Raw genomic sequence first — 15406 nt, forward strand, 5'->3', positions numbered from 1 at the left:
GTCGGTGACATCCGGGGCGCGGAAGGGTGAATCAGCCCAGGTCCGGGTGGCCCACCCACTCGACAATCGTCCAGCCCTTCTGCGGGCTGCCCTCGAGGACGACGCGGCCGCCGTTGCGCATCGGATCGGTGCCGAGTTTGCTCTTGTCGGCGTTGTCGGCATTCATCATCGACCAGAACATGATGGTGCCGCCGTGCGAGAAGATCACCGGGTTGGCGCAGCCGCGGCGCTGCACGTCGAGCAGTGCCTGATCGACGCGGCCGTCGAACTCGTTGCCGTCAATGGAGCCTGGAATCCGTGCGCTCAGGTCGCCGGAGAGCCACTTGATCGGCGCCTGTAGGTACCCGGACATCGCCTGGGCCTCCGGGGTGCCCTCGTACTGCCCCGCCTCGATCTCCCGGAAACCGGGCTGAATGTCGAGGCTCAGGTCCTGCTCGGCGACGGTCGGTGCCGCAGTCTGCTCGGTACGCACCATGTTGGACGCGAAGGCGCAGTCGTAATTATTGTCGGCCGGCTGGATGGCCAGATTGTCTGCCTGTGCCCGGCCGCGTGAGGTCAGGTCGGGTCCGGGCACCTTGGTGTCGATCAAGCCGGAGGTGTTACCGAGGGACTCGGCATGGCGCACCAGGGTGATAACCATTTCGCCGCTGCTGCCGGAGCTGCTGCCGGAGTTTCCGAAGTCGATATCGGCGGACGCGACGCCGGCGGTAGCGGTTGTGGCCGCGACCGCGGCCGCCGTCACCGCAATGGACAATCGACGAGATCGGATTCGCATGGGTGGGAATGCCTTTCATCGTGGCGAACGCTAATTCAGGTATGCCGAAGAACCGGAATTCGGGGTGTCGCGTCTCACAAAAGCAGCTATTTGCTCGTATCAAATACGGGGTATCCCATTCATCGGGATCTTTCGCCCACTGGACCGCGCAGGCGGAACCACCGGTAGCGGAGGTGCGAGCGGCATGTCGACTCACGCGACCCGCTCACCCGGCCGTTTCGATGCCGCCGATCCCGGCAGGCGACCTGGGGAAGATCACTCCGTTCCGCTCAGACGGATCATGGCTGAACTGGCTGCTGGGTGGTGTTCAGGCCTGCCGCTGTATCTGCCGAGCGGTCAGCCAGAGGCAATTGCTCGTCCAGCTTCCTGTAATCGGCATGAGAGTGCGTTACTCACCGCGCCGAGCGGGCACTGTGCGGAGCGGCTGCGGCCGATGGAACGGGTTCTGCGGTTCGGGGACGTTCACGATGGACAGCGGGCGGCCTCGGTCGGCGAGGACCTCCGGGCTGCGGGTGTGCCGAGGGCGGCAGGGTTGTCTCGGTCACCCGGGCGAGCGTATCGCTTTGCGCAGACTCGTCAGCGCCTGTGTCTGCGCATGCATGCGGCTGGCCGACCCACGGTTGACGTGGTCGACGGCGGCATACAGCAGCGCCCACATCATGTTCAGGATCCACGAGGCGTCGAGCGCTGCGTCGATCGAGCTGTCGTCGCGCCCCCGTTCTACCGCCGCCATCGCGGCGTCGTCGGACAGGCACGACGTGGTCTCGTCGTACACGCCTGACGTGAAGAAGATGACCGTTAGGACATCGCTGAGTTCGAAGTACTCCTGACACAGCCGCAGGACCGCGTCGAGCCCTGTCCCGTCAGCCAGGCGCGCACGCTTCGAGGCGTCGGCCACGGCCTGTTCGGTGAGCCGCCCTACCGCAGTGATCAGGTCGGATCGTTCGGGAAAATAGCGGTGCAGCGTCGTACGCCCGACGCGCGCCTTCTCGGCGACTTCCGTCAGCGACGCGTTGGGCGATTTCGCGAACGTCGCCACTGCCGCACCGAGAATCGCGCGACGGGTGCGTTCGCGGGCACTGGTCTCTTCGACATCCTCCACAGGTGCAGCATAAAGGAGATCCAGCCTGGATATTCGCTTTACTAAAATGGAACAATGTTGTTCCATTGATGGGTGACGACGATTGCGCCTCCCATCGAAACAGCTCCACCGATGACCATGTCGAACCTGGGTATCCTGATCGGCTATGCCCGACCGCACACACGCACCCTGCTGATCGGTCTCGTACTCGCCCTCGGCAGTTCCGCGACGGTGATGGCGACGCCGATGGTGACCAAATCGATCCTCGACGCTCTCGGCACGGGCGCGTCGATCATGGGCCCGACCTTTGCGCTGTTGGTGCTGCTCGTGATCGGCGCCGCACTCGGGTGGGGTTACTGGATCCTGCTCGGGACCGTCGCCGAGAACATCGTCTTCGACGCACGCACGACGCTCGTTCGACGACTGCTCGGCGCGACGGTTCCGTCGGTGCAGGCGCGTCCCACAGGCGAGTTGGTCACGCGCGTCACGGCAGACACCTTGCTGCTGAAGGAGGCCGCGTCGTCAGCGGTGATCGGCATCATCAACGCCACCTTCCTGACGCTGGGCACCGTGATCCTCATGGGTGTGCTCGACATGATGCTCCTCGGCGTCACCGTGCTGGCCATCGTCGTCGTCGGCATGCTGTTCGGAACGCTCATGCCACGAATTGCCAAGGCGGACGCGCAAACTCAGGAATCGCTCGGCCGCCTCGGCGGAGTGCTGGAAGGCAGCCTCCGTTCGGTGCGCACCGTCAAGGCGGCACGCGCCGAGCACCGCATCGCCACGTTGATCGGTGCCGACGCACGCAACGCCCGGACACACGCGATCGAGTCGGTGCGCGTTTCGGCAACGGCATGGACCGTCGCGTGGACCGGCGTGCAAGGCGCCATCATCGCGATCCTGGCCATCGGCGCCTGGCGCGTCGACAACGGTTCGCTGACCGTCTCGACGCTGATCGCGTTCCTGCTGTACGCGTTCACGCTGATGGGACCGATCCAAGAACTGACCACGCACATCACGGCCATGCAGTCGGGTATTGCGGCCGCCATGCGTATCCGGGAGATGGAGACGCTGCACTCCGAAGCAGACGTGGCGCACGAGCCTGCACCTGCGACGACCGCCGAGCCCGACGCCGCCTTGCGTTTCGACGACGTCACGGTCCGCTATGCACCTGATGCACCGCATGCATTGAAGGGATTGACGCTGCGGATTCCTGCGACCGGCCATACCGCCATCGTCGGGCCGTCGGGCGCGGGCAAGACAACGGTGTTCTCGACGATTCTGCGATTCGTCGAACCCGACACCGGGACCATCTCGGTGGGCGGCGTGGCGTACCGGAACCTGACGATGTCGGAAGTTCGCGCGCGTATCGCGTACGTCGAGCAGGAATCCCCTTTGGTGCCGGGCACATTGAGCGACAACCTGCGGTTCCTGCGGCACGGTGCCACCGACGACGAGGTGGCCGAGGTTCTTCGCCTTCTCCGCCTCGACTCGGTCGTCGCCGCCCAGCCGAAAGGCCTGGACACCCACGTTCGCGACACCGACCTCTCGGGCGGGCAGCGGCAACGGATCGCGATGGCACGCGCGATGCTCGGTGACGCCGACGTGCTGCTTCTCGACGAAGCGACGTCGCAGATCGACACCCTGACCGAAGCATCGATCGTCGAAGCGATCGCCGTGCGGGCGCGCACCCACGCCGTCGTCACGATTGCTCACCGCTTGTCGACCGTGCGGCACGCCGATCGGATCGTCGTGATGGACGACGGCAGCGTACGGGCGGTCGGGACGCACGACGAATTGATGCGCGCCGACGACCTCTACGCGCGGATGGTCCGCGCTGGTGGATTCGCGTAGGCGCAAGTTGTCTCGGCCATGGCGGTGGCGGGCGGCAGCATATCTACGCAGTTCACACGGAGGCCGACGCCTGCAAGGCGAGGTGGGTGCCTTCCCAGCGGCTGCGCAGTCGTCGGTCGTGGCTGACGACCACGATTGCTCCCGGGAAATGGGCGAGCGCGGTTTCCAGCTCCTCGACCAGACCTGGCGACAGATGGTTGGTCGGCTCGTCGAGGAGCAGCACGTCGACGGGTTCGGTGACCAAGCGCGCCAAGGCGAGGCGCTGGCGCTGGCCGGTGGACAGGTCCTCGACACGCGTCGTGAACTGGGAGACGTCGAACAGGCCGAGTGAGAGCAGTTGGTTGCCGTGGAATTCTGGGTCACCTGGGCGATCGCGCGCGAAGGCGACGAACATCATGCGTCCGCGGACGGCGGGCGGTGGTTCCTGCGCGAGGTAGCCGATCTTGCCGTGTCGGGTGACGGTGCCGGTGTCGGGTGCGAGTTGACCGGCCAGCACGCGCAGCAGGGTGGTCTTGCCCGCACCGTTCGGGCCGGTGATCAGCAGGCGGTCACCCGCGGCGAGCGTCACGCTGGTCGGCTCGAGTCTGCCCGCGACGGCGATGTCGGTGGCCTCGAGCCCAGGCCCGTGTGCGCCGGCGGTCGTCAGGGTGGGTGCGAATCGTAGGGGTTGCGGCGGTGCGGGCACCGGGTTGGCGAGCAGGCGCCGCAGCCGTTCCTGCGCATTGCGAACCCGGCTGGCCACTGATTGCTGCACCCGTCCACCGGCTCGGCTGTAGGCCATCTTGTTGTTGTCGGCCATCGCCCGGCCCGGTGCGACCCTGCGGGCGGTGGTGTCGGCGGCCTCGCGGAATCGTTCGGTATCGGCCAGCCATTGCGTGTGCGCCTGCACCCATCGCGCTCGTTCGGCCGCCTTTTCCGTCAGGAATCCTGCGTAACCGTCGTTGTAGCGGACGACGCGCTGCCGGTCCGCGTCGACCTCCAGCAGGCTGGTTGTCACCCGTTCGAGGAAGGCCCGGTCGTGGGAGACCGCCACCGTCGTGCCGCGCCGGGTGAGCAGGTGGTCTTCGAGCCAGGTCAGGGCGACGTCGTCGAGGTGGTTGGTCGGTTCGTCCAGTAACAGCAGTTCCGGAGCTGCCGCCAGCACCGCGGCCAGGCGCAGTCGGACCTGCTCGCCGCCCGATAGCTCGCCGATCGTGCGGTCGCGATCTACCAGGCCCAAGCCCAGTCCGTGGAAAGCCTGTTCCACCCGCGCGTCGGCGTCGTAGCCGCCGTGATATTCGAAAAGTAGTGTCAGATCACCGTATTCGTCGATTCCGGACTCGTCGCCGTCGGCCATCGCGGCCTCGAGGCGGCGCATCTGGGCTTCGACCGCTCGCAGCTCGGTGAGGGCTTGGTCGATGAGCTGCTGCACAGTGAGGTGCTGGGGGAGTTGCTCGTCTTGCGCGAGGTAGCCGACACCACCCTCGGCGTGGACGACGATCTCGCCGCGATCGGGCTGCACCCGCCCGGCGAACAAACGCAGCAGGGTGGTCTTGCCGGAGCCGTTTTCGCCGATGATCCCGGTGCGCTCGCCGACGTCGAGCGAGCATGTCACATCCGTGAGAACGGGATCGCCGTCGTAAGACTTGCTGACCGCGAGCGCGGTGATCTGGGTTGGCATGGCACACTCCGAAGCATTCGAGGACGACGCAGTCAGGGGACCGCGGGGTCGGGTGAAAGCTCGGAAGAATCGGGCAACCTCGCTTGCGTACGACAACTGTCGTACCACGGTAGCAAGACGATGATGGCCTACTACGTATGAGTCTGGCGCGTGCGCAGCCCCGATGGAGGCGTCGTAACGACGTGTTAGCTATCCAACTGTCGGTGTAGCCGACCGTTCCCGCGAATATTCGGTACGTTGACCATCGGCGCGGAACAAGTTCGACAAGGGGGAGTCGATGGACGAGTACATCAGCGATAACTCGCGGTCAGTCGATGATGAAGGCCGTGACAAGGTCGGCCGGAATCGCGAACATCGTTCGGGTCTCGAAGCCGAGCTGTGTGATAGCGAGGCCGCTCATCTCCACGACGTCGTGGATCAACTGGAGTACGCGGTACAGGTTTGTTCGCGCGAGAGCATTCCGCTTCCCTTTGTCTTGGAGGAAGTCGAAAAAGCGCTCGGTGTGGATCTTGACGATATTTCCGCGGACTGGCCTTCCGCCCTCCGTCTTCACCTTGTCGATTATGTGACAGCGGTATTCGCGAAAGACCACCTACAGCCACCACTTGCGTGACGACGAGCCTGGAGTGTTCCATTCGTTGTGGTCGCCGATCGTCAGGCCGGTGAGCCGCGGACTGCATTTTGCACACCTGTGCGCAGATGTGGGATGGTGGTGGGTGAAAGGACGGACGTGACTGCGACGACGCACTCGACCACCGTCGGCCTCGGGCCGCGCGCATTGGCCAACCGGCGACACATCGTCGCTGTGGCCGGGGACGAGTTGCTGCGAAATCCCCTGGCGAGTATGGAAGACATCGCTGTGGCCGCGGGGATGGTCCGCCGCACCCTCTACGGTCATTTCCCCACCAGGGAAGCGCTGATCGACGGCATGCTCGACGAGGCCTTCGAGCAGGTCGGTCGCGCACTCGACGGTATCGACACCGCGCAACCGCCCGCCCGGGCGATCGCGGATATGGCGCTCGCGCTGTGGGCTGTCGGCGACGAGTTCCAGCTGCTGCTGCGCCTGGACGAAGCCGGGTCACGGGCCCGGATGGCAGACCGGCTCGCGCCCGTCCGCGCTCGGCTGATCACGTTGATAGCGGCTGGTCAAGCCGACGGAACCTTCGCTGGTCACCTGCCGCCTGCAGCGTTGGCCGGGGTACTCACGGCGCTGGTGCTCGAGCTGCTGAAAGCGCACAGCGATGGTGAATGGGTCGGTGCCGAAGCTGCGCGCGACGCCGCCCTGGCTTGTCTGATCGCGGTCGGCGTCGACCGTTCCGGTGCCGCGGAGATCGCCCGGTCCGCCGCGGAGGCCGCGCACCACTGATCGTGGGTGCGCTCGTCGGGCGATCGCTCGTCGAGACATGCTGTCTCCGAATGGATCCAAGGGTGTGCTCTCCGGCACGAACCCGGGCGGCTGTGAGTCCCTTCACGAGTTCTTGCACATCGGTGTGCAATGCACGTAGTTTCACAGCTACGTGCAATTGCACGAAGGTGTGAAAATGTCGAAGGAGCGGGATATGACGAGCCAGGTGGCAACTGTGCGCATGGCGTACGCGACCAAGACCTCTACCGGGGGTGCCCCCGTCGATGTGTCCTCGTGGACGCTGCGCGGTGTGGGCGCGATCCGCGTCCTGTACGGCCTTGTCCCGTTCGCCACGCTGATCCTGGGGACCGATGTCGGCACCGGAATGGCCGTCCCTGTCTTCGTCGTAGTCGGCCTGGCGTCCGTCCTGCTCGGCCTGGCCACCGTTGCGCTGACCCCTCGTCTACTGGGCCGCGACGACGCTGTCCTGGCCGCCGTTGCCGTCGACGCGATCCTCGTGGTCCTCGGCGTGGCCGCGCTCATGGTGGGCTGGGATCAGTTCACGGTCGCCGCCGCCGCGATCGTCCTCGGCGCGGTGGTGATCGGGGCGTTGTCCGCGGCGGTCGTCGCGATCGTCACGGCGGTGCGCGAAGCCTGATCCACCGACGCGGTGCGAAATGCCCGAGCGGCGCCCCCGGAATTCCGGAGGCGCCGTTCGTGATTGGAGGTGATGTGCGGATGGGTGGGCGGGGCAATCCGCGTGACCGCCCGGCACGCCGGCGGCAATCATCGTGACCGGACGTTCGAATTGCTGACGAGGGCGAGCTTAGTCAGTTCTGGACGAGCTCGTAGCCGAGGTTTTCGACGGTGTCCTGGATCAGCGCGTCGTCGATCGGGCCGGCGCCGATGACGGTCATCCGGCCGGTGGCGAGTTCGATGTCCACGCCGTTGATGCCGGTGAGCTTGCCGATTTCGGACTTGACCTTGCCGACGCAGCTGCCGCACGACATGCCCGAAACGACGTAGGTGCTGGTGCTGTTGTTGGTGCTCATGACCGGGTTTCTCCTTGTTGTCTCAGGGGCTTTCCGAGAAACAGACGATACGACAACCGCGACGCGATGTAAACCCCTAGGGGGTATCCGTATTTAGATTTACCGGTACCCCCAATGGGTATGTATGGTGGCGGCATGACAAAGCTGAATCGGATCGTTGTCGTCGGAGCTTCGCTGGCTGGTCTGCGCGCGGTACAGGCGCTGCGCGCTGAGAACTTCGCCGGTGACATCACCTTGATCGGCGAGGAGAACCACGCCCCTTACAATCGGCCGCCGCTGTCGAAGAGCGTCCTGGACGGCGGCGACGACGACATCACCCTGCCCGGCGCGGAACAACTCGACAGTGACTGGCTGCGCGATAGGCGAGCCATTGGCCTGCGCGCCGACGAGCAAGTGGTCGTCCTCGACGACGGCTCCGAGGTCGCGTTCGATGGACTCGTCGTGGCAACCGGTGCGAGCCCGCGCCGCTTCAGCACGCATCCCGCAGGCGTGCACAGCCTTCGAACAGTCGACGACGCACTCGCCTTGCGCGCCGAGCTGGCGGCCGGGCCCGCTCATGTCACCGTGATCGGCGGCGGCTTCATCGGCAGCGAAGTGGCGTCCACCGCTCGGCGGCAGGGAATCCCGGTCACCCTGGTCGACGCCGGGGTCCACCCCATGGCCGCGACCTTGGGGATGACCGGCGCGCGGTGGCTGAGTGGGCACCATGCGCGACACGGCGTCGAACTCGCTTCCGGAGTCCGTGCGCTCGGCTTCGACGGTGAAAGTCGGGCTACCGCAGTGCTGTTGAGTGACGGTCGCAGAATTCCGACCGAGGTCGTCGTCGCGGGCACCGGTGTCGAACCGAATACCGGCTGGCTGCGCGCGAGTGGGCTGAAGCTCGACAGCGGAGTCGTGTGCACCGGTTCGCTGTTCGCCGAGGGCGGATCGTCGGTCGTCGCGGCCGGGGATGTCGCCCGGTGGGCGCACCCGCTCTACGACGGTGCGCTGGTTCGAGTCGAGCACTGGGCCAACGCCAACGAACAGGGAGCGCTCGCCGCACGCAACCTGCTGGCCGGTCCGGCCGAGGCCGCGACCTATGCCGCAGTGCCCTCGTTCGCGACTCATATCCACGGTGCCCGCATTCAGGTCGCGGGTCTACCCGCCCTCGCAGACGATGAACACGTGCTCGTCGACGAGTCGGCTGACGACCGACTCGTGGTCGCGTTCACCGCCCGCGACGTTCTCGTCGGTGCCGTCGCGGTGAACGCGCCGAAGGATCTGATCCGGCTGAAGCGAGCCATCGCCGCACGATCCACGAGCGTGGAGCTCCCAGCCTGATCGGTGACCGCGGGATCCGGCACCGACCTCGGTGGCAGGAGGGTGGGCGACGCCACGAGCCGTCGCCCACCAGGGGCGACCGCACAGCACAGCAAGATCTGCTCTCGGCGCGCGCCGATAGAATGTCGCCGAGCTGTAATCCCGCAGCCCCAACCGATCCGGATTCGGCAGAGGAGTCTCCCGTGCCCGCAGCCAAGGCGCCGATGATCGCGCAACTCGCGTCGGGAGCGGGTCGACAGTGAGCAGCGCGATCTGTCTGCTCGTCTACAGCCTGGGTGTCCTGGTCCTCGCACCACCGGTGCTGAGCGGTTCGACCGGTAGCGGACGCAATCCCCGTCTCGGACTGATCGCTTGGACCAGTGCGATCGGGTCGGTCCTGGTGTCATGGGTCGCCGCGGCCGCCTTCGTCATCGTCGATATCGGTCGGGACCTGCTGTCCGACGAGCATCTGAGTTTGAGCAGGTGCTTCACTCAGCTCCATGACGCGGCGATCGGTGTCCACGGCGCGGTGGTGCAGGTCGGATTGCTGATGTTGATCGGTTTCGGCGTCGTCGCCGTCGGCGTGCTCGCCTCGCGTCTGGGAACGGCGCTGGCGCGGGCCCGTTCGGCCACGCACAGCCACGCGAACGCGGCGAGGATCATCGGACGGCCGCACGCTCGCCACGACGCCGTCGTCATCGATCACCCCGAACCCGCGGCCTACTCGGTGGCCGGAAACCCGGACACCATCGTGCTCACGCAGGGCATCGTGGCAGCGCTCGACGACGAGCACCTCGAGGCCGTCATGGCCCACGAACGCGCGCATCTGACCGGTCGCCATTATGTTCTTCTCGCGGTGACCCGGGCGCTGGCCGCGGTGCTGCCGCGGATCGATCTGTTCGTGACCGGTGCCGCTCAGGTCGCCCGGCTGGTCGAGATGTCGGCAGACGACGCGGCCGCGTCGCTGCACGGACCGAAGATCGTCCGGGAGGCGTTGCTGGCGCTGGCCGGGACGCGCACCCCGAGCGCGTTCGGTGCGCCAGAGGTCGGGCTCGCCGACCGGGTGTTCCGGTTGTCGGCGCCCTATCCCGCCGCCCGCTCGATGTCGGTGACCGTCTCGGCACTGACCACCGCCGCGTTTTTCGCCGGTCCGATGCTCGCCATGTTCGCGGCGGCCGCGGGGCTCGGAGTATGCACGCTCTAGGTGCTTCGTGCTGGAGCCGTCCGCTCCTCGAGCCGGTGGCGGCCCGGTGGGAGTCGGTGTCGCCCGTCGCGGTGTGCCGCCGTGTCGTCGGCGCGTGCGAGGCGCAGGAGTGCGAAGGCGGAGATCGCACCGATCGCGGTCAGTCCTGCCCAGACCACCCAGTCGATTCCGGCCTCGCGGGCCGCGCCGACAATGGCCCCGGTGGCGAGGTTGCCGATGAGGATGCCGACGCCGACGACGGTGTTGTAGAACCCGTAGTGTGTGGCGACGAGTCGGTCCCCGGACAGCGAGACCACGGTGTCCATCTCGAACGGGAACACTGCGGCCGTGCCGATCGCCAGCAGTGTCGTGGTGATCAGCAAGGCGGCGACGGCGGCGATCGTCCCGTACCGGGCAGCCCCCGGTACCACGATCAGCGGGACGAAGGACACCGCGAGAACCGTCATTCCGGCGACAAGGCTGCGGCCTGGTCCCCACCGGGCCCGCAGCCAGGCGGTGATCCGGAGCTGGCCCGCGACCGCGACCACACCGGAGACGACGAACAACGCCGACACCAGCGCCTGAGATCGCGCGCCCGCGATGAACTCCGCTTGCAGGGGCAACGCCAGATAGACCTGGAAGGACAGGACGTAGGACCCGATCATGGCCACCGAGAACGCCAGGAAGCGGCGATTGGACACCACGGTGCGCCAGTCGTCGAGCACCGAGGTCTGCCCGGTCGAGGTGTCGGCTCGGCGGGCGGGGAGCGCGAACAGTTGGGCGACGGTCAACGCGGCGAACACGATCGCGGCCACGCCCGCGGTGACCCGGAAATCGACCGTCATCAAAGCCAGTCCCACCAGCGGGCCCGCCAGGATGCCCGCTTGGTAGAACATGTTGAACACGGCGAAGGCCTCGACCCGGCGTTCACCGGCGTCGGCGGCCAGATACGCGCGTACCGCGGGATTGAACAGCGCACCGGCGAAACCGGTTGCCGCCGAAGCGATCAGCACCCCCGGTAGCGAATTCGCGAACACCAGCAGCGCGAAGCCACCCGTGCGCAGCAGACATCCCGCGACGATGAGTGGCTTGTAGCCGAGCCGGTCGGCGAGTGTGCCGCCGATCAGGAACATGCCCTGCTGGGAGAAGTTGCGCACGCCCAACACCAGTCCGACCGCCCACGCGGCCAGCCCGAGCGGCCCGGCGAGGTAGCCCGCGAGATAGGGCATCAACATGTAGAAGCCGAGGTTGATGCCGAACTGGTTGACCATCAACAGCTGGGCCGGTCGATCGAAACCGGCGAACTTGGTGAAGACGCTCATGAAGCGAGCTCCCCGACCGCCCATGACAACGGTGACGGAACTTCCGCACATCGCGTCCAGTGCTGCACGACGCGGTCGCCTGGGTGCGCGATCGTATCGGGCTCGATCGGTGGCGTGGTGTCGAGCAGCCCGTGTTCGGCGCAGTAGGTGTCGTTGTAGATGGTGTCGAAGTAACGGTGTGGCCCGTCTGGGAAGACGGCGGCGATGCGGGTGCCCGCGGCGCCGACCCGGGCGACCCAACCCGCTACCAGGGCGACCGCGCCGACACTCCATCCGCCAGTGGCGTGGTGTGTCGATGCCAATGTTCTTGCAGCCCAGACAGCTTCGGCGGGAGCTACCCAGTGGACTTCGTCGAAGGCGGCGTAGTCGACGTTGGCGGGGAAGATGCTCGAACCGAGGCCGCGCATCAAACGTGGTCCGGCGGGCTGGCCGAAGATCGTCGAGGCGACAGTGTCGACGCCGACGAGCTTCATCGCCGGGTTGAAGCTGCGCAGCACGCGCGCGACGCCGGCGGAGTGGCCGCCGGTGCCGACCGCGCACACCAGCACATCGACGTCGCCGAGCTGTTCGATCAGTTCCAGTGCCAGCGATTCGTAGCCGTCGACATTGTCCGGGTTGCTGTACTGGTCAGGGCACCACGCGTCAGGTTCCATCGCCAGCAGCTGTGTCACGCGGTCGCGACGGGCCTGCTGCCAGCCTCCGGTCGGGTGCGGTTCGGACACGAGGTCGACCTGAGCGCCGTACGCCGCCAGCATCTTGGCCACGATCGGTTCCAGCCCGGGGTCGGTCACCACGGTCACCGGGTGCTGGTACACCAATCCGGCCAGGGCGAGACCGAGTCCGAGTGTGCCGCTGGTGGACTCGACGATGCGGGCACCCGGACACAGGTCCCCGCGCTCACGGGCGCGTCGCACCATGTGCAGCGCGGGCCGGTCCTTCATGCCGCCGGGGTTGAATCCCTCGAGCTTGGCCCAGAATCCGCGACCCGCGCCGGCGAGCGGCTCGCCGATCCACAGCACCGGCGTATTGCCGACCAGCCCACGTGGGGCGCGCGCGGCATCAGGCGCGCCGAGCGGGCGAGGGGAGTGGTCGGGCTTCTTGGTGAGCAGGACCTTGTTCACGGTGGTTGTCTCTTTCTGCATCAGCGGCCGCGATCGGCGGCGCGCCACGACGATGGACAGCGGTCCCCGGCCGACACGATGGTCGGCCTGGCGCTGACCGGTCAGCGTCGGGCGATGCAGTGCAGAGCGAGGATGGTGCGCCCGTAGGGCGAGCGCGGGCGTCCGGGCGGTCCACGGACTCCGACTCCGCCGGCGGGCGGTGTGGGTATCGCGGACGTCACCGCGGTGACCGCGGCGAGCAACAGTGCCGAGAGCGTGAGCGAGACGACGCCGGGTGGGATCGCCTCGGTCGTGCAGTGGGCGGTGTCGACATCGCAGTGCGCGGCCGTGATGGCATCGAGGATGTCGTGGCTGCCGGTCGTCGAATGCGCTGCGGCCGTGGCGTGATGACCGTCGGCGTGGGTGTGCTCGCGGACCAGCGAGCAATCGATAGCAGGGATCATGAGCAGCGCCGCCATCAGCAGCGCGGCCGGCCAGCCGCTGTGCCGCAACCGAACGAAGAGTCTCACTGCGGCCCGATGGTAACGGCGTCGTAACGGAACATGCAATCCTGACACGCCAGTAACACGGAAAACTGTTGAAATACGTACGGGTTTAGTTCGTTGATGGACCAAGGCGGACGAATGCTGTGCCGCTGGTTCACGCATCGTTCGTCCTCCTTGCGAAATCTAGTGGGTACTAACAGGTTTCGGGATATACGGTCTGTGTAAGACCGGACTGATTGAGATTCGCCCAGCCATCTACTATCTCGGTACGTACATAGTAAAAGCCGGGTGGTCAGGCGCACATGCCTGCAGCGGCAATCTCTCGGGGAACTGGGGCGAAGCCGGGATGATGGCAGTCCTGTCCTACCTGGACTGATCCGCAGTCTGTCCGATTCGCCACCGGAGTGACATGCCCCGGACGGCTGATCTACGATGTCACTACGTAGGTCGAATTGTCTGGTGAGGAGGAAGTCGTGGCGCACAGGTTCGGCGACCTCGAAGCCGTCATCATGGATCGAGGCTGGGCCTCCGAGGAGGACTTCACCGTCCGCGACATCTACGAGAGCTTGCGGCTCGAACGCGAGATCGCCTACACCACCGTGATGTCGACGATGGACAACCTGCACCGAAAAGGCTGGCTCGATCGTAAACGTGACGGCAAGGCCTACCTGTACTGGCCGACACTGACCCGCGAGGAGTACAGCGCCCAACTCATGCGCCAAGCACTCGACGGAACCCGATCCGACCTCGTCCTGGCGCATTTCGTCGAACAGATCACCGACGACGAAACCGACGCCTTACGCGCTGTCCTGCGCCGCTTGCGGCCCAAGCGTTCCCACGACGGCTGACCCCCTCGGCGCCTTCTTGCTGGTGAACAGGCCGATGCCGAAACCGAACACCGTGATCCCGAAGAAGCACAGCAGCAACCCGCTGATCTTCGCCTCGGTGTCGGTGTCCGGACTGCGCCCGGTGCGTGAAGACCCGGCGACCACGGCGGTCGGATCGACAATCGCCTGGATTCCGCCGACCAGCAGAACCATCGCGACAAGGATCAGGGCGATGCCACCGATCATGCGCTTGGCGGTACGGCGCGGCAGGACGAGGTCTTCGACAGGTTCAGAGGTGCCGGAGGCTGACATGGCACGTAACTTACGCGGTCGAGCAACCGCGGTGCGGGGTAGCGTCATAGCCTGAGGCTTCCGACGAACCAGGAAGATTCGATGAAGATCTCTAGCCCGATGTCTCGCGTGCTCGGCGCGCTGGCGGTCACCTCTGCGGCCATGGTACCCACCGCGAATTCTGCTGCTGCGCAGACAGATTCGTGTCCACGCTGGACTGCGCACACTGTGGCCTCCGACTACGGGGTCCTCGAGAACCTCGGCTTCGACGGGCGCGGAAACCTCCTGATGTCCCAAACGTCCGCCACCGGTACGGACGGTTCACTGCAGCGCCTGGCCGCCGACGGGACGAAATCCGTTGCGGCCGCCGGTATCGATGCCCCCGGAGGCATCCTCGTCGCGGGTGGCACCCTGTACTTCACCACAGGCAATAGCGCCGCGTCCGGGCTGACCGGCCGCGCGGACGGGGCCATCCGGGCGCTGGACCTCGACACCGGCGCGGTGACGACGATCGCCACCGGGTTGACCATGCCGAACGGCTTGGCGCAGTTGCCGAACGGAGATTTCGTGGTCAGCCGGGACGTCGGCACGGGCCCCATGACGCGCGTCTCAGCACACGGCGGCGCGGCGGCGTACGCGCCGTGGGTTACTTCCACCAACGGTCTCGCGTTCGATCCGGCGCGCGCTCGACTCGTGGTGTCGACAACGTTCGACCCGGCCACGGTGATCGCCGCCGTCGACTACGCCGAGCCTGCCGAAACGGGTCCGCGGGTGGTGATTCCGGGCTACGGGCCGTTGAACTCGGCCGACGATCTGACGGTCGGGCCCGACGGGAAGGCCTACGTTGCCCTGAATGCGGCGGGCCGGATCCAGCAGGTAGACCTCGACACCGGCCAGACCTGTTCGATCGCCGACGGCCTCCCGCTGTCATCGTCGGCACGATTCGGCGCCGGACCAGGCTGGGAAGCACAGTCGCTGTACGTGACGAGCTTTCTCGGCACGGTTACGAAACTGACACCGCCCACCGTCAGGTAGCGGTGCGACGGCAAGAGGCTGCCAGTCCGTGAACCTATCGGCCTCAGCCTGTCACTGCCGTACCGGTAGGCGGCCT

General features: G+C 66.5%; 16 protein-coding genes. 8 read left to right on the forward strand and 8 right to left on the reverse strand.

Annotated elements, in window-relative coordinates; all coding sequences use genetic code 11:
- Positions 1–31: 31 nt before the first annotated feature.
- Together ACFWO8_RS29070 and ACFWO8_RS29075 are read right to left on the reverse strand one after the other, a co-directional pair.
- The gene (locus ACFWO8_RS29070; protein ID WP_378968856.1) at positions 32–742 is read right to left on the reverse strand and encodes a histidine phosphatase family protein; all 711 of its coding nucleotides are present in this window, start codon (positions 740–742) and stop codon (positions 32–34) included.
- Between the two features lie 574 nt (positions 743–1316).
- Complete coding sequence (locus tag ACFWO8_RS29075) at positions 1317–1814, reverse strand: TetR/AcrR family transcriptional regulator (RefSeq protein ID WP_378968864.1); 498 nt, start codon at positions 1812–1814, stop codon at positions 1317–1319.
- A 174-nt stretch (positions 1815–1988) separates the two neighbouring features.
- Between ACFWO8_RS29075 and ACFWO8_RS29080 the strand changes: the two genes are divergently transcribed.
- Positions 1989–3710, forward strand: a complete 1722-nt coding sequence (locus ACFWO8_RS29080; protein WP_378968883.1) for an ABC transporter ATP-binding protein — start codon at positions 1989–1991, stop codon at positions 3708–3710.
- Positions 3711–3762: 52 nt separating this feature from the next.
- Here the strand turns inward: ACFWO8_RS29080 and abc-f are convergent, their stop codons facing one another.
- Positions 3763–5370, reverse strand: a complete 1608-nt coding sequence (gene abc-f / locus ACFWO8_RS29085) for a ribosomal protection-like ABC-F family protein (RefSeq protein ID WP_378968891.1) — start codon at positions 5368–5370, stop codon at positions 3763–3765.
- A 277-nt stretch (positions 5371–5647) separates the two neighbouring features.
- Between abc-f and ACFWO8_RS29090 the strand changes: the two genes are divergently transcribed.
- From ACFWO8_RS29090 to ACFWO8_RS29100, 3 genes are all read left to right on the forward strand, one after another.
- Positions 5648–5983, forward strand: a complete 336-nt coding sequence (locus ACFWO8_RS29090) for a hypothetical protein (protein ID WP_378968894.1) — start codon at positions 5648–5650, stop codon at positions 5981–5983.
- A gap of 117 nt (positions 5984–6100) precedes the next feature.
- On the forward strand, positions 6101–6736 hold the full coding sequence (locus ACFWO8_RS29095) for a TetR/AcrR family transcriptional regulator (RefSeq protein ID WP_378968901.1): 636 nt from the start codon (positions 6101–6103) through the stop codon (positions 6734–6736).
- A 193-nt stretch (positions 6737–6929) separates the two neighbouring features.
- Positions 6930–7373, forward strand: a complete 444-nt coding sequence (locus ACFWO8_RS29100; RefSeq protein ID WP_378968905.1) for a hypothetical protein — start codon at positions 6930–6932, stop codon at positions 7371–7373.
- Between the two features lie 172 nt (positions 7374–7545).
- Here ACFWO8_RS29100 and ACFWO8_RS29105 read toward each other — a convergent pair whose 3' ends face one another.
- Complete coding sequence (locus tag ACFWO8_RS29105) at positions 7546–7767, reverse strand: heavy-metal-associated domain-containing protein (protein WP_378968915.1); 222 nt, start codon at positions 7765–7767, stop codon at positions 7546–7548.
- A 135-nt stretch (positions 7768–7902) separates the two neighbouring features.
- Here ACFWO8_RS29105 and ACFWO8_RS29110 point away from each other — a divergent pair, with 135 nt between their 5' ends.
- Both ACFWO8_RS29110 and ACFWO8_RS29115 read left to right on the forward strand, forming a co-directional pair.
- Entirely contained in the window at positions 7903–9087 is a 1185-nt protein-coding gene (locus tag ACFWO8_RS29110; protein WP_378968922.1) for an NAD(P)/FAD-dependent oxidoreductase, read from the forward strand.
- Between the two features lie 238 nt (positions 9088–9325).
- Positions 9326–10270, forward strand: a complete 945-nt coding sequence (locus tag ACFWO8_RS29115) for a M56 family metallopeptidase (RefSeq protein WP_378968931.1) — start codon at positions 9326–9328, stop codon at positions 10268–10270.
- On the opposite strand, the gene ACFWO8_RS29120 is transcribed toward ACFWO8_RS29115, so the two are convergent.
- The 3 genes from ACFWO8_RS29120 to ACFWO8_RS29130 all read right to left on the reverse strand — a co-directional run bounded on the left by ACFWO8_RS29120 (position 10267) and on the right by ACFWO8_RS29130 (position 13201).
- Positions 10267–11571 (reverse strand): MFS transporter, encoded by a 1305-nt coding sequence (locus ACFWO8_RS29120; protein ID WP_378968936.1) that lies wholly within the window; start codon positions 11569–11571, stop codon positions 10267–10269. The genes ACFWO8_RS29115 and ACFWO8_RS29120 overlap by 4 nt on opposite strands.
- Positions 11568–12713 carry a PLP-dependent cysteine synthase family protein gene (locus ACFWO8_RS29125; protein ID WP_378968945.1) on the reverse strand — a complete coding sequence of 382 codons (1146 nt, stop codon included), beginning with the start codon at positions 12711–12713 and terminating at the stop codon, positions 11568–11570. The genes ACFWO8_RS29120 and ACFWO8_RS29125 overlap by 4 nt, the downstream gene beginning before the upstream one ends.
- 80 nt (positions 12714–12793) lie before the next feature.
- On the reverse strand, positions 12794–13201 hold the full coding sequence (locus ACFWO8_RS29130) for a hypothetical protein (RefSeq protein WP_378968951.1): 408 nt from the start codon (positions 13199–13201) through the stop codon (positions 12794–12796).
- 485 nt (positions 13202–13686) lie between these two features.
- On the opposite strand from ACFWO8_RS29130, the gene ACFWO8_RS29135 reads away from it, so the two are divergent.
- Positions 13687–14025, forward strand: coding sequence for a BlaI/MecI/CopY family transcriptional regulator (locus ACFWO8_RS29135; RefSeq protein ID WP_378969187.1), 339 nt, complete (start codon positions 13687–13689; stop codon positions 14023–14025).
- Here ACFWO8_RS29135 and ACFWO8_RS29140 read toward each other — a convergent pair.
- On the reverse strand, positions 13975–14316 hold the full coding sequence (locus ACFWO8_RS29140) for a hypothetical protein (RefSeq protein WP_378968955.1): 342 nt from the start codon (positions 14314–14316) through the stop codon (positions 13975–13977). The genes ACFWO8_RS29135 and ACFWO8_RS29140 overlap by 51 nt on opposite strands.
- A gap of 81 nt (positions 14317–14397) precedes the next feature.
- On the opposite strand from ACFWO8_RS29140, the gene ACFWO8_RS29145 reads away from it, so the two are divergent.
- Positions 14398–15330, forward strand: a complete 933-nt coding sequence (locus tag ACFWO8_RS29145; RefSeq protein ID WP_378968959.1) for an SMP-30/gluconolactonase/LRE family protein — start codon at positions 14398–14400, stop codon at positions 15328–15330.
- Positions 15331–15406: the final 76 nt, after the last annotated feature.

The organism is Nocardia sp. NPDC058480, assembly GCF_042720495.1.
Classification (GTDB): Bacteria; Actinomycetota; Actinomycetes; order Mycobacteriales; family Mycobacteriaceae; genus Nocardia.